Source organism: Sporomusaceae bacterium ACPt (assembly GCA_041428575.1).
GTDB lineage: Bacteria > Bacillota > Negativicutes > Sporomusales > Sporomusaceae > Sporomusa_D > Sporomusa_D carbonis.
The window spans coordinates 2,478,968-2,492,912 of the sequence record CP155570.1 but is presented as its reverse complement, the minus strand read 5'-3'; the positions used below and the strand labels follow the sequence as shown (position 1 = coordinate 2,492,912).

The window sequence follows — 13,945 nt, the reverse complement described above, 5'->3', positions numbered from 1 at the left end:
ATAATAGAAGATAAGAAAATGGTATCGGAAATGAGGATTTTTTCTTGCAAACACAGGCACAGCTTGAAGAAGAAAATGCGGAATTAAAGAAACGCGTTCAGGAATTGGAAGCGCTCAACAAGTGGTATATGGAGCAGTTGAAGCTGCTTCGCCAAAAAAGTTTGGCGCTTCTTCGGAAAAAAGTAAACGCGATGACCAGGAACAGTTAAACCTCTTCAATGAGGCGGAAGCTGAGCGCCAACCGATTGCTGTGGAGCCGGACGTGGAAACCATCAGTTATCAGCGCAAAAAGGGTAAACGCGGAGAAAACATAAAGGACTTGCCGGTAGAAGTGATTGAATATACTCTGCCAGAAGGTGAACAGACCTGCCCTGCTTGCGGTGAAGAGCTGCATGTTATGAGCAAGGAAGTACGTAAGGAATTGACGATTGTTCCGGCAAAGGTCAAGGTTATCGAGCACGTAAACTATGTATACGGTTGCCGAAATTGCGAGAAAAACAATATAGAGACGCCGATCATCACGGCTAACGCGCCGAAAGCGTTGCTGCCTAAGAGCATGGTATCCGCCGAGCTTATGGCCTATATCATGAGCCAAAAATTCGTCAATGCTATGCCGCTGTATCGGCAGGAGCAGGAATTTAAGCGGCTTGGCGTAACGCTTTCCCGCCAAAACCTGTCCAACTGGGTTATTAAAGGTGTCGCACTTTTGGAGCTTTTGTTAGCAGCCCTAAAAAAAGAGTTGCTTTCAAGGGATCTGTTGCACGCCGATGAAACTACTCTGGAAGTGTTGTGTGAACCCGGCAGACCGGCACAGACAGATTCCTATATGTGGTTATATCGAACGTCCGGGGATACGGATCATCCGGTTGTGCTCTATGACTACCAGGAAGGGCGCAGCGGGCAATTTGCCAAGGCGTACCTTGCAGGGTTTTCCGGCTATCTTCAGACCGATGGTTGGCATGGCTATCACAAGGTAGAAGAAGCCGGTGTAACCTTGTGCGGCTGTTGGGCACATGTTCGGAGAAAATTCAATGAAGCCTTGGTCGGCCCTGCGGCTAAACAGCCGGATAGTAAAGAAGCGATAGGTCTTGCCTATTGCAATAAGCTTTTCGACGTTGAAAAAAGGCCGAGCACATGACGCCGGAAGAACGGCATGAACTAAGGCAAAAAGAAGCTAAACCAATTATCGAAGAGTTTTATAAATGGATAGAAGCTTGTTGGGCTGATACCTTGCCGCAAAGTCTACTGGGCAAGGCGCTTACCTATGCCCAAAATCAAAAAAAGTATCTGACAGCCTATTTGGCCGATGGCCGCATCGAAATATCGAATAATCGTGCGGAGCGATCTATCAAGCCTTTTGTGATTGGACGAAAAAACTGGCTGTTTTGCAATACGCCTGGTGGCGCAAAATCGTCCGCCGCTGTTTACAGCATAATCCAAACGGCCATAGAAAACGGATTAAATCCACAAGCTTATCTGGAATATGCCTTTAGGCAAATCCAACTGCAGGATACGCTCTGTATTGAAAAACTACTTCCGTGGGCTGAAGAAATTCCTGTAAGCTGTAAAATGCCTAATAAAAAAGCATAACGGTTCCAACAGCCATCTGATGTTTTATCATATCGTACATCAGGTGGTTTTTTATTGATAGGTGGTTTTGCTTTGACGCTTACCATTTTCCGGTATAATAGAAGATAAGAAAATGGTATCGGAAATGAGGATTTTTTCTTGCAAACACAGGCACAGCTTGAAGAAGAAAATGCGGAATTAAAGAAACGCGTTCAGGAATTGGAAGCGCTCAACAAGTGGTATATGGAGCAGTTGAAGCTGCTTCGCCAAAAAAAGTTTGGCGCTTCTTCGGAAAAAAGTAAACGCGATGACCAGGAACAGTTAAACCTCTTCAATGAGGCGGAAGCTGAGCGCCAACCGATTGCTGTGGAGCCGGACGTGGAAACCATCAGTTATCAGCGCAAAAAGGGTAAACGCAGAGAAAACATAAAGGACTTGCCGGTAGAAGTGATTGAATATACTCTGCCAGAAGGTGAACAGACCTGCCCTGCTTGCGGTGAAGAGCTGCATGTTATGAGCAAGGAAGTACGTAAGAAATTGACGATTGTTCCGGCAAAGGTCAAGGTTATCGAGCACGTAAACTATGTATACGGTTGCCGAAATTGCGAGAAAAACAATATAGAGACGCCGATCATCACGGCTAACGCGCCGAAAGCGTTGCTGCCTAAGAGCATGGTATCCGCCGAGCTTATGGCCTATATCATGAGCCAAAAATTCGTCAATGCTATGCCGCTGTATCGGCAGGAGCAGGAATTTAAGCGGCTTGGCGTAACGCTTTCCCGCCAAAACCTGTCCAACTGGGTTATTAAAGGTGTCGCACTTTTGGAGCCTTTGTTAGCAGCCCTAAAAAAAGAGTTGCTTTCAAGGGATTTGTTGCACGCCGATGAAACTACTCTGGAAGTGTTGTGTGAACCCGGCAGACCGGCACAGACAGATTCCTATATGTGGTTATATCGAACGTCCGGGGATACGGATCATCCGGTTGTGCTCTATGACTACCAGGAAGGGCGCAGCGGGCAATTTGCCAAGGCGTACCTTGCAGGGTTTTCCGGCTATCTTCAGACCGATGGTTGGCATGGCTATCACAAGGTAGAAGAAGCCGGTGTAACCTTGTGCGGCTGTTGGGCACATGTTCGGAGAAAATTCAATGAAGCCTTGGTCGGCCCTGCGGCTAAACAGCCGGATAGTAAAGAAGCGATAGGTCTTGCCTATTGCAATAAGCTTTTCGACGTTGAAAAAAGGCCGAGCACATGACGCCGGAAGAACGGCATGAACTAAGGCAAAAAGAAGCTAAACCAATTATCGAAGAGTTTTATAAATGGATAGAAATTTGTTGGGCTGATACCTTGCCGCAAAGTCTACTGGGCAAGGCGCTTACCTATGCCCAAAATCAAAAAAAGTATCTGACAGCCTATTTGGCCGATGGCCGCATCGAAATATCGAATAATCGTGCGGAGCGATCTATCAAGCCTTTTGTGATTGGACGAAAAAACTGGCTGTTTTGCAATACGCCTGGTGGCGCAAAATCGTCCGCCGCTGTTTACAGCATAATCCAAACGGCCATAGAAAACGGATTAAATCCACAAGCTTATCTGGAATATGCCTTTAGGCAAATCCAACTGCAGGATACGCTCTGTATTGAAAAACTACTTCCGTGGGCTGAAGAAATTCCTGTAAGCTGTAAAATGCCTAATAAAAAAGCATAACGGTTCCAACAGCCATCTGATGTTTTATCATATCGTACATCAGGTGGTTTTTTATTGATAGGTGGTTTTGCTTTGACGCTTACGAAAAAACTGGCTGTTTTGCAATACGCCTGGTGGCGCAAAATCGTCCGCCGCTGTTTACAGCATAATCCAAACGGCCATGGAAAACGGATTAAATCCACAAGCTTATCTGGAATATGCCTTTAGGCAAATCCAACTGCAGGATACGCTCTGTATTGAAAAACTACTTCCGTGGGCTGAAGAAATTCCTGTAAGCTGTAAAATGCCTAATAAAAAAGCATAACGGTTCCAACAGCCATCTGATGTTTTATCATATCGTACATCAGGTGGTTTTTTATTGATAGGTGGTTTTGCTTTGACGCTTACGTTCCTTTTTCGCACCCAGCTGATCAAGTTAATAGAAAATAATAATTATTACCCAAGAAAATGGTTCCTGCGATTTTTATCGAATACTTCCGGAGCAGAGACACGGTGACGGTTCTTTTGTCTTGACAAAAATATCCTTTCCGGTTTATCCTGGAGAAGGGTGATTAGCAGTGACAAGAAAACGGCGGGAGAAAAGTAATAGCGGATATTACCATATTATGATTAGAGGAAATGAAAGGAAATCTATATTTTTTGAGGATGAAGATAGGCTTAGATTTATAGATATACTATATGAAAAAAAACAAGGCAATAAATTTTTTTTGCATGCATTTTGCCTAATGGATAATCATGTCCATTTGATGCTGCAGGAAGGAACTGAAGGCATAGCAAATGTAATGAAAAAAATAAACATTAGCTATGTCTATTATTTTAATAAAAAATATAAGAGAGTAGGTCATTTATTTCAAGATAGGTTTAAGAGTGAAGTTGTAGAAGATGATCAATATATATTGGCATTAATTAGATATATCCATCAAAATCCGGTGAAGGCAGGGATAGTAAAATCAGCAGGTGAATATAAATGGAGCAGCTATAACGGATATTTGCTAGAGAATCATTATTTTAATAAAGTGTTGGATACGGGTGTAATTCTTGGAATTTTTTCAGAAGACTTAAATTCAGCCAAAAAGCAATTTAAAGAATATGTAAACCAAGATGCTGTGGAAACCTTTATTGATATGAATGAAGAAACTGTGGAAATGGACGAAGAATCAGCAAAAGAACTCTGGAATACTATGCTTAATTCGGCTAATTGCGATAGTAGGGTAGAAATAGCGCGATGTATGATCAAAGAATTTAAGGAAAAGACCAATTTATCAATAAGGAAAATAGCGGCAATTACCCATATTAACAAAGATAGGATAAATAAGATATTGCGAAGTTAGGGAGTGTATCATTAACTGTGTAAATGGAATAAACATCCAAGATTTTGGGGACACTAATATTGCTTTTACTCATGCGCAGGATAGGGCGACGCAGAGGTGCGACCCGAGCGGCATATGAGGTTTAGCGAGGCGGCGATGCTCATGTGAGAGTGTCGCTTTTCCTTATCTTTGCCTCGGAAAACCCAAAGCGATAAACCTCGGGGTTCGGGGCAGAGCCCCGATAGGGTTTATGAGACCTTCCGCGCTTGCAGTCTGTCCTCGAAGAAGATCATCAACTGCCCTATTATAATTCCCCAATCGCGAATCGGCATACTCCACTTTTTGGAAATTTCTTGTATCGACAGGAACACCGATTTTTTGACCGCGTCGTCGGTGGGATAAACCGTCTTTGTCTTGGTATATTTGCGCAGCATCCGATGAAAACCTTCCACTGCGTTGGTGGTGTAAATCAGTGTCCGGACCTCCTGCGGGTACTTGAAATAGGTGGACAGCTCCGTCCAGTTCGCCTCCCAGGACTTTACAATCTGTGGGTATTTCTTGCCCCATTTCTCACGAAATTCCTCCAGACGATACTCCGCGTCGTCTTGTGTCGGCGCTGCATAGACTAATTTCAAATCCGCCATAACCGGCTTGATATCCTTGTAGGGTACATACTTTGTGGAGTTGCGGATTTGATGAATCACGCACAGTTGCTGCTCGGTTTTGGGGAACACCGTCTCAATGGCGGTGGAAAAGCCGGAAAGGTTGTCACGGCAGGCAATCAAAATATCTTCCACACCCCGATTTTTCAACTCGTTGCAGATCGTCGTCCAAAAACTGGCGCTCTCGTTTTCCGACAGCCACATGCCGAGGATTTCCTTGCGGCCGTCCAGATTGATACCTAAAACCGAGTATAGGCATTTGTTTACAACCCGGCTGTCCTTGCGGACTTTGAACACAATTCCGTCTAGAAACACAATGGGATACACCGGGTCAAGCGGGCGGCTCTGCCATTCCATAACGGCTGGCATAATCTTGTCCGTGATGCGGCTGATTAGGCTGGCGGAGGCTTCTACGCCGTAGATGTCGCGCAGATGATCTTCAATGTCGCGATTGGACATGCCTTTAGCGTACATCGCCAGAATCCTGGCTTCAATATCGTCGGTGCGTGTCTGCCGTTTTTCGATAATTCGCGGCTCAAAGGTGCCGTTTCGGTCGCGGGGGACGCTGATTTCACTTTCGCCCCACTCGCTTTTTATTGTTTTTTTGCCGTAACCGTTACGGCTGTTGCCGCTGTTATTGCCTAAAACACTGTTCTTCTCATAGCCGAGGTGTTCATCCATTTCGGCTTCTAGCATCTTTTCCAGCGCACCGGCAAACAGATTCTTGAGCTTCGCCGTTAGTTCGGCGGGAGTGGTGCACTCCTCACTGAGCAGTGCTACAAGCTGTATTTCTTTTTCGTTTAACTGTGTCATGGGTCCATCTCCTTTTATTCTTTATATTGGAGATTATTCCCATTTACACGGTTTAAAATACAGCCTCCGAAGTTAGACAAAAGAACCGTCCCTGCGTCTCCTCGTCCCTGCGTCTCCTTGTATTGATTTTTAAACGTAACCTTCTGCATGGTTACCTTGTCGCTCTTGTAAAAGTTGTCTGCTCCATTGGACATGTCTGCCGCGGATGCAACACCAATGCCGATCGTAGAAAAGAGCACGACCAGTGCCATCGTCGAGAGTAGATGGAGGACACGCGTGATAATAGATTTATTTTTCATTTTTAAACCCCTTCCAATGTTTTTACTGATTGTATTACCTTATTTGTTTACGCTCGCAATTTTGCGAATTTTTTCTGTATCGGATTCCCCTCTCTAGAAAGTTATGTCCTATTTTAAATTTGCTCTAAAGAAGGACTCGAGCTTGTCAAAGGGGATGAGATCTTTTCTGTCGTAAAGGTCGATGTGTCTTGCACCTTTGACTACATATAATTCCTTTGGTTCGGCAGCCATATTGTAGGCATCCTCAGTAAAATAGCGTGAATGTGCATTTTCACCCATGATGAACAAGATTGGTCTTGGCGAAATCGATTTAATATGATCAAGCAAAGAGAAGTTCATCCAAGACATATCGCTCGTGATCGTGAATGCACCTATCGAATTTGGGTGGTGTCCACGTGGAGCTACGTAATATTCAAAAAACTCACTTGTGATAGGATCGAGTCCCTCTGCTGGAATTTCAGCAGGAAATGGTGGGGTCAACTGCGGGAAGCCATTTTCAAAATCTTTCCAACGCTGCTCGCCAAGTTGATCGAGATATTGGTTGCGTTGTTCGTCGGTCATGCTGTCTTTCCAGCCATTGCGTTTTACGCGGCTCATGTCGTACATGCTTACGGTGGCAACGGCCTTTATGCGATGGTCGACTTGCGCCGCGGTAAGAGCGAATCCGCCGCTGCCACAGATGCCAATCGCACCGATTTTATTTCTGTCCACATACGGGCGCGTTCCCAAATAATCTACGCCTGCGCTGAAGTCTTCAGTGAAAATATCGGGCGATGAGATATGTCTTGGTTCGCCGCTGCTTTCGCCGTTATAGGACTCGTCAAAGGCAATTGCGACAAAGCCCCGTTCTGCCATTGTTTGAGCGTAAAGCCCGGCACCTTGCTCCTTCACGCCGCCATAGGGAGTCCCAACAACAATAGCTGCGTATTTCTTTGATTTGTCGATATCTTTTGGCAGATACAAATCTGCTGCAATGGTAATGCCAAACCTGTTTTTGTATGAGATTTTTTCGACAGTCACCTTGTCGCTCGGAGGAAAGGTCTTGTCCCATACTAAGGTGTTCGCTGCGGATGCAACGCCAGTCGTAGATAAAACTAAGCCCAGTGTCATCGCTGTGAACATTTGGAGACTACGGGTAATAACAGACTTTTTTTTCATTCTTAAACCCCTTTCAACATTTAATTGATTTCTGTATTTAAAGATACAACTTGGTGTTAACACCAGGTCAATAGGTTTTATAAAAAATTTATCGAGAAACTGAATAAGTAATGCGAATGTATTTTTGTCGTACTTTCCATAAAATAGCACTTGACCTGGTGTTAACTCCAAATGCTAGACTTTTTTGAAGAAAGGCTTTGCAGGGCATGTCATCAACTAACTCTTGGAGGTGCATTTTTTGGTTGAACGAAAGAATTTGCTTATATTTATTTTGACTGTAGGGGTTTTTGGCATTTTAAATACTGAAATGGGGTTTATTGGGATATTGCCATTGCTTGCCGATCAATTTCATGTCAGCATATCTCAAGCGGGTTTGTTGATAAGTCTTCATTTCCATCAGAGTATATATGTGTAGTTCCCAGAAGACGGGCTTTTGCTTAGAGAAAGTGGATGAAAAGAGCTTGGCTTAACCGAACATTGAAGAGTAAGGCAATAACAAAAGGAGTGAATCAGATGTTAATTTCAGAAGTAAGTGAAAAATACGGTTTGACGCAGGATACACTGCGATATTACGAAAGAATTGGCCTTATTCCGCCGGTTAAACGCAAACCAAATGGGATTCGTGAATATGACGACTACAGCTGTGGATGGATTGAATTTATTCATTGTATGCGAAAAGCGGGTATCCCAGTAGAAACTCTTGTTGAATATGTTCAGCTTTATCAGCAGGGACCAGGTACAAAAGAGGCTAGAAAGGAACTTTTACTAGAAGAATATCGTCGTTTGGATGAGCGCATTGCAGAATTGCAGGCAATAAAAGAACGCTTGGCATGTAAAATTGAAAATTACGATCATCTTGAGGATTCTGTAGAAAGTATTGAATTGGCTAAATGAGAGAGAATAAAAGGAGGACTTGGATACTGGCTGCCATTTCGCCTGGGTGTTCCCAAGTCGATTACGGTTATTACGTTACGGGCGGTTGGAAATAGCTGAAGACGGTTGATGTCTGCATTTCAACCATGCTAGGACAAGCAACATCTCTTCTAAACGAAAAGGCCCATAGAGCAAGACATAACTTGCTCTATGGGCCTTTGGCCTTTGTGAAAATTACGTCTTAAATTTAAAGATTCTTTTTTAGATTTTCAGACCGAGCTGATAAGCCTGCTCGGGAAATTCAGAACGCTCGATCACAGGTCTGCTGCCGCAGCCCACGGCTAATACCGTGCCGATATCTTCCCAGCCAAGATATTTCATTAGCGTCTGGTAGTGATGGGTGAGCGATGACATCGTCCAATCCTTGGCATCATAGGCAGTTGCCATGAGAATAGCTTTTTTGCCGCTGCCGCATAATTTGGCGTTGCTGGCATAAAAACGATCGACGACGGTCTTTAATTGGGCTGACATACCCCAATAATAGAGCGGCGTGACGAATACCACGAGGTCGGCGGCAAGGAGCTGAGGCATCAGCTTCTTGTCGATAGCATCCTGATGCACGCAAGGGCCGTTCATCCCGCAACGGTCGCAGCCAAGACACGGATGGATATCTTCAAAAGCCGCATTGAAGCGAAAAACCTCATGGCCTGCTTGTCGCGCTCCTTCAATGAATTTGTCGGCTAATAGAGCCGATGTCCCGTTTTTATGCGGGCTGCCGGTGATTACAGTGATTTTCATTTTGTTGCCCCCTTTAGAAGTCTTATCAGTTATCTGAGCAGCTGTTGACCCTGCGGACATATTCTGCAGTGCAAGACCGCAGCCACTCAGCAGGAGTGTTATAAATCCCGCAGCGGTTCCTTGGATGAAAACTCTTCTATCCATTACTGTCCTCCTTTTCGCTTAGGTTCAGCGACCGAAGAATTCATTGGCTTCGCGCATGCGTTTAAGTATATCCACATGGAACGGACAGCGCGGCACACATGCGCCGCAGTACGTGCAGTCTCTGGCTGTCCGCCTCAATTTGAAATAGTGGTCTTTGGCAAGTCCGTCGCCGGCTTGGGCCAGGTCAAGATATTTATTGACGGCGGCGATATCGATGCCGTAAGGACATGGCTGACAGTGGTTGCAATAAATGCAGACGCCGTTCATGTCCTGATGCTGTGCACTGGCGATAAAGGAATAGTCGCGCTCCGCCGGCGAGGCTTTGTAATAGGCGAGTACGCTGGTAAGATCATCCATATTGCGCACGCCGGGCAGGCAGGAGACAACGGCCGGACGGTCCAGCGCGTACTGGATGCACTGCGACACTGACATAGCACGGCCGAACGGCGAGGAACTGTCACTTAACAGGCGGCCGCCGCCATAAGCCTTCATGACGGTAATGGCTGCACCCCGTTTTTCAGCCTCCTGATAGAGCTGCCGCCGCTCTTCGGACAGCTTTAGCTTGCCATCAACCGGAACAAAGTCATAAGCCGGGTTGAGGCTAAACATAAAGATGTCAATGAGGCCGGTTTCGAGAAATCGGCGGGAGATATTAACTGAATGCGAAGAAAAGCCAAGGTAACGGATAGTTCCGTCCTGCTTGAGCTTTTGGGCGTAGTCCAGGATGCCGCCCGACATCACCCTCTCAAAATCATCAGCCTGGTCGACATAATGGATGAGTCCGATATCGCTGTAATTGGTGCCGAAGCCTTTGAGCTGTTGTTCGAAGCCCTGCTGTACCTCTTTTAAGTCGCGTGCCCGCGTGTAGGTCTGGCGCGGATACGTGACGCCGATATGCATTATCGTCATCATCTTGTCACGCCGCCCTTTTAGTGCACGGCCCATAGCTTCCGCCGGCCCAAAGTGCGACATGACTGTATCCATATGATTGATGCCTTGCTCTGAAGCATAAACGATCATTTTCTCGATCTAAGCCGCAGATGACTCATGCAGTGCACTGGCACCGAGGCCGATGGTGCTGATTTTTGCTCCGGCACGCAGGGTACGATATTCAACCGTACCGGAGAAATCAGGTGCGTTTTTGTCGGCAGATAATGTATTGTCTGGGGGAACAGTTGACCAAGGCGATTTAAAACTGCAGCCGCCGAGCATGAGACCTACGGCTCCGGCTCCCATGGCTTTGATAAAATCACGACGTTTTATGATAATACCATACCTCCATTTCTTTCCTGATAAATATACCGTATCACTTGAAGTCAACTCAAGGTCAAGCGGTTTTTCAAAAAAAGTTTAAAACGCCGGAGCCTTTTACAATGGCTCCGGCGTAGGCGAGCTGTAAAAAAATCTTAAAAGAACCCAAAAAGGTTCTTGACTTGGAGTTAGGTCGAAGTGATAACCTGTGACCGTAGAATAAATTCCAAGCTTGTGAGGTGATATCGGTGAAAAGACTTTTGACGGTTTTTCTTGCCCTGATGGGATTCGCTATTATGATGGCAGGCTGCGGCACGGAGGCAGCGAAAAGCATTGCTGGGGCCGAAAGCTCTGGCAGCGCACAAGCGGCTTCTGGCAAAGTTCAAACTATATCTTCTGATGCTGTAAGACCTTCCCGGGCCACTAAAATAAGGCTGACATTTGATGGCGGCGAAGCCGTTGCCGAACTGTACGACAATCCAACGAGCCGCGACCTTGTGTTCATGTTGCCGCTGACACTGAGTTTCCAGGACTTCAACGGTACAGAGAAGATCAGTTATTCGCCGCGCAAGCTTTCTACGGAAAAGGCGCCGGAGGGATTTGAACCGTCAGAGGGCGATTTGACTTTGTACGCTCCATGGGGCAACCTGGCGATCTTCTACCATGATTTCCGCTATTCCAAGGGACTGGTTCCGATCGGATATTTCACGTCCGGACTTGAGGCACTGGCAAAGATGAACGGCGAATTCACCGTCAGGATTGAAGCTATAAATGAATGAAGGGAGTGTTTTAGATGAGCAAAAACATTTTGATTGTGTATTATTCACATTCTTCAAACACGTGCAAGTTGGCAAAGTTAATTGCTGAAGAGACTGGCGGGACGCTCTGTGAGCTAGTGCCGGAAAAAGCCTATCCTGGCGACTACAACACAGTCGTGGAACAGGCGAAGAAAGAAATCCAGGCAGGCTTCCGACCTGAACTTAAAACCAAAGTCAAGGATATTCCTGCTTATGATACAGTCTTCGTTGGTACGCCAAACTGGTGGAGTACGATTGCACCGCCGGTTGCTACCTTTCTGGACAGCTATGATTTGTCGGGAAAGACCGTTGTTCCGTTCTGCACCCACGGCGGAGGCGGCTCCGGTCATATCGAGACTACAGTCAAGAAGCTCTGCCCTGATTCGGCGGTGTTGCCACTTCTTTCGGTATATGGCGGCACGGCAAAGGTTTCACAAGTAGAGTCCTGGCTGAAAAAGATTGGTGTAAAATGAAAATGGGGTATAGATTTGATTAGAAATATATTGAATATAGTAATGACGGTACTTTTACTGTTGATCATGGATTACCGTTTTACAGGAAATGCTTTCCATGAAATCGGCGGGGTGGTTCTCTTTTTGTTGTTTATTTTTCATAATGTATTGAATCGACGCTGGTATAAGGTTTTCTTTAAGGGCAGGCAGATTCTTAGCCGTGTACTCATGACACTGGTTAATCTACTTTTAGTGGTTACGATGGTTACGGTATTCGTTACCGGTGCGCTGATTTCGGCGACGGTATTTGCGCCGCTAGACATACGGAGCAGAAGTCTCTTTGTGCATGATCTGCACCAGGGAGCGGCCTTCGCCAGCTTTATCCTCATTGCAATCCATCTGGGGATGCATTGGAAAATGCTGATGGCGAAACTAAAGAATTGGCTGCATATTGATGCTTCCAGCCTAGGTTGGGTCCTTATGAGCCGCATTATATCCATCGTCGTCATTATTTATGGCATCTATGCATCCTTTACAAATGATATCGGCGAGAAACTTCTCATGCAGCGTGTCTTTATGGGGTGGGGCGAAGAACCTTCCCTTTGGAGGTTCTTGCTGGACTATTTTGCCATTGTGGGCAGTTATGTCGGCATAACGCATTTTCTGTTAGGTTTGCTGAGAAAGGTAAAAAACGGAAATTTTACTACACAGACAATGCTTCATAAAAAAGCTGCCAACCCTAAATGACTTTATCTTAGGGCTGGCTGTTATCGTTCAATTTAAAAAACGAGTTTGGGGACGAAGTGACAATTAACCGATATTACAGCACGATTAATTCATAATCGCGGCTACCCATGCCGATTTCCTCGCCATATCGCATTTGGATGGAACCGTCGATATGGGAACGCAAACCCCGAAATTTATCGGCGCCGGCCTCACAATTGCACGACAGAAGGGAATCGGAGAAGCCAAGCTGGTTATTTACCAGATCGTAACTTGCTTGATCAATCGCTACTGGATCTGTCGATGCCAAAATACCAATATCAGGAACAATCGGTGCATCGCTCCACGGAACACAATCACAATCTGGCGTAATATTTAAAAGAAAGTTAATATAACCGATTCGGTTTTCATGCGCCTTGGCAACCCCATAGCCATATTCGGTCATTCGTTCAAGAAAGGCTGTTAGGTCTGTCGCCCAGTCCATGCCGGTGGCTTTTACAGGACAAACAGTTAAACACTCACCGCAGCCGACACATTTCTCTGTAGCGACACTGGCTTTCTTTTCATTCACTGTAATCGCTTTTTCTGGGCAAACTGCACTGCACTTTTCACAGCCAACGCATTTATCCTGATCAACTATAATCTTGAGAGCATGCTGCTCTTTTTTCCCAACTGCCGGCGCTCCGCCCATGGCAAGATTTTTTATTGCCCCGCCGAAGCCTGCCATCTCATGCCCCTTAAAGTGAGATAACACAATTACGCTGTCGGCGCTGACTATGTCTGTAGCCAGTTTCACCTTAGTAAAGTGTTTTTTACTAATCTCTACCTCCGTAATATTTTCGCTGCGTAATCCGTCGGCTATGATAATGGGCGCTCCTGTAACGGTATAATCAAAGCCATGCTCCAATGCGGTCAGCAGATGATCTACTGCATTATGCCGACTTCCTGAATAGAGTGTATTCGTGTCGGTTAAAAAAGGTTTGGCACCTTTTGCTTTTATCTTATCGACCACTTGGCGTACAAAAACAGGATTAATAAAACCATCGCTGCCGCGTTCTCCGAAGGTCAGCTTGATAGCCGTGAGATCACCAGGCTCAATAAGTTCGTCGAGCCCGGCACGATCAAATAGGTGTCTTATTTTGCTGATTTTATTACTCTTATCTGTTCGCGCTCGCAAATTTGCAAAATATACTTTGCTGGACATGTCTCATTTCCCCTTTCCAGGTAAGTTAAAATATGGCCTGCATTCTATGTTACAACTTTGAGTTAACTCGAAGTCAATAGGTTTTATAAAAATACTTGACTTGGAGTTAGCTCCAAATGCTAGACTGAATTTCAAGGTGGTAATCTATGAAAACATAAGCATACAGGATTAATGATGAAGAGGGAT

Annotated in this window: 14 protein-coding genes and 2 pseudogenes; 9 read left to right on the top strand and 7 right to left on the bottom strand. The window is 45.4% G+C overall.

The features are described from left to right. The first annotated feature begins 23 nt into the window (after positions 1-23). The 4 genes and pseudogenes from tnpC (SCACP_RS12925) (at position 24) to SCACP_RS12910 (ending at position 4,606) form a co-directional block, all read left to right on the top strand. A pseudogene (gene tnpC / locus SCACP_RS12925) lies at positions 24-1,590 on the top strand (IS66 family transposase). Positions 1,591-1,707: 117 nt separating this feature from the next. Next, positions 1,708-3,275: pseudogene (gene tnpC, locus SCACP_RS12920) on the top strand (IS66 family transposase). A gap of 94 nt (positions 3,276-3,369) precedes the next feature. Next, the gene (locus SCACP_RS12915; protein WP_425061397.1) at positions 3,370-3,579 is read left to right on the top strand and encodes a transposase domain-containing protein; all 210 of its coding nucleotides are present in this window, start codon (positions 3,370-3,372) and stop codon (positions 3,577-3,579) included. Between the two features lie 253 nt (positions 3,580-3,832). Continuing rightward, positions 3,833-4,606 (top strand): transposase, encoded by a 774-nt coding sequence (locus SCACP_RS12910; RefSeq protein ID WP_425057957.1) that lies wholly within the window; start codon positions 3,833-3,835, stop codon positions 4,604-4,606. Between the two features lie 227 nt (positions 4,607-4,833). Here SCACP_RS12910 and SCACP_RS12905 read toward each other — a convergent pair whose 3' ends face one another. The 3 genes from SCACP_RS12905 to SCACP_RS12895 form a co-directional block, all read right to left on the bottom strand. Then, on the bottom strand, positions 4,834-6,060 hold the full coding sequence (locus SCACP_RS12905) for an IS256 family transposase (protein ID WP_425057712.1): 1,227 nt from the start codon (positions 6,058-6,060) through the stop codon (positions 4,834-4,836). A 14-nt stretch (positions 6,061-6,074) separates the two neighbouring features. Further along, entirely contained in the window at positions 6,075-6,359 is a 285-nt protein-coding gene (locus tag SCACP_RS12900; RefSeq protein WP_425057956.1) for a hypothetical protein, read from the bottom strand. Positions 6,360-6,467: 108 nt separating this feature from the next. Continuing rightward, positions 6,468-7,688: an alpha/beta hydrolase gene (locus SCACP_RS12895; RefSeq protein WP_425057955.1), complete on the bottom strand. Its 1,221-nt coding sequence runs from the start codon at positions 7,686-7,688 to the stop codon at positions 6,468-6,470. A gap of 67 nt (positions 7,689-7,755) precedes the next feature. On the opposite strand from SCACP_RS12895, the gene SCACP_RS12890 reads away from it, so the two are divergent. Then, on the top strand, positions 7,756-7,932 hold the full coding sequence (locus SCACP_RS12890) for a hypothetical protein (RefSeq protein ID WP_425057954.1): 177 nt from the start codon (positions 7,756-7,758) through the stop codon (positions 7,930-7,932). A 98-nt stretch (positions 7,933-8,030) separates the two neighbouring features. Next, positions 8,031-8,411 (top strand): MerR family transcriptional regulator, encoded by a 381-nt coding sequence (locus SCACP_RS12885; RefSeq protein ID WP_425057953.1) that lies wholly within the window; start codon positions 8,031-8,033, stop codon positions 8,409-8,411. A gap of 240 nt (positions 8,412-8,651) precedes the next feature. Here the strand turns inward: SCACP_RS12885 and SCACP_RS12880 are convergent, their stop codons facing one another. Genes SCACP_RS12880 through SCACP_RS12870 form a run of 3 tightly spaced genes read right to left on the bottom strand, consistent with a single transcriptional unit; the run spans position 8,652 to position 10,652 of the window. Further along, a complete protein-coding gene (locus SCACP_RS12880) occupies positions 8,652-9,332 on the bottom strand; it encodes a flavodoxin family protein (RefSeq protein ID WP_425057952.1) in 681 nt (226 codons plus the stop codon). 24 nt (positions 9,333-9,356) lie between these two features. Next, on the bottom strand, positions 9,357-10,352 hold the full coding sequence (locus tag SCACP_RS12875) for an aldo/keto reductase (protein ID WP_425057951.1): 996 nt from the start codon (positions 10,350-10,352) through the stop codon (positions 9,357-9,359). A gap of 9 nt (positions 10,353-10,361) precedes the next feature. Next, the gene (locus tag SCACP_RS12870) at positions 10,362-10,652 is read right to left on the bottom strand and encodes a twin-arginine translocation signal domain-containing protein (protein WP_425057950.1); all 291 of its coding nucleotides are present in this window, start codon (positions 10,650-10,652) and stop codon (positions 10,362-10,364) included. Between the two features lie 179 nt (positions 10,653-10,831). On the opposite strand from SCACP_RS12870, the gene SCACP_RS12865 reads away from it, so the two are divergent. The 3 genes from SCACP_RS12865 (at position 10,832) to SCACP_RS12855 (ending at position 12,579) form a co-directional block, all read left to right on the top strand. Beyond that, positions 10,832-11,362 (top strand): cyclophilin-like fold protein, encoded by a 531-nt coding sequence (locus SCACP_RS12865; protein WP_425057949.1) that lies wholly within the window; start codon positions 10,832-10,834, stop codon positions 11,360-11,362. A 14-nt stretch (positions 11,363-11,376) separates the two neighbouring features. Beyond that, positions 11,377-11,853 carry a flavodoxin gene (locus SCACP_RS12860; RefSeq protein WP_425057948.1) on the top strand — a complete coding sequence of 159 codons (477 nt, stop codon included), beginning with the start codon at positions 11,377-11,379 and terminating at the stop codon, positions 11,851-11,853. Between the two features lie 66 nt (positions 11,854-11,919). After that, positions 11,920-12,579 (top strand): DUF4405 domain-containing protein, encoded by a 660-nt coding sequence (locus SCACP_RS12855; RefSeq protein WP_425057947.1) that lies wholly within the window; start codon positions 11,920-11,922, stop codon positions 12,577-12,579. Positions 12,580-12,652: 73 nt separating this feature from the next. Here SCACP_RS12855 and SCACP_RS12850 read toward each other — a convergent pair whose 3' ends face one another. Beyond that, a complete protein-coding gene (locus tag SCACP_RS12850) occupies positions 12,653-13,759 on the bottom strand; it encodes a DUF362 domain-containing protein (RefSeq protein ID WP_425057946.1) in 1,107 nt (368 codons plus the stop codon). Between the last annotated feature and the right edge of the window lie 186 nt (positions 13,760-13,945).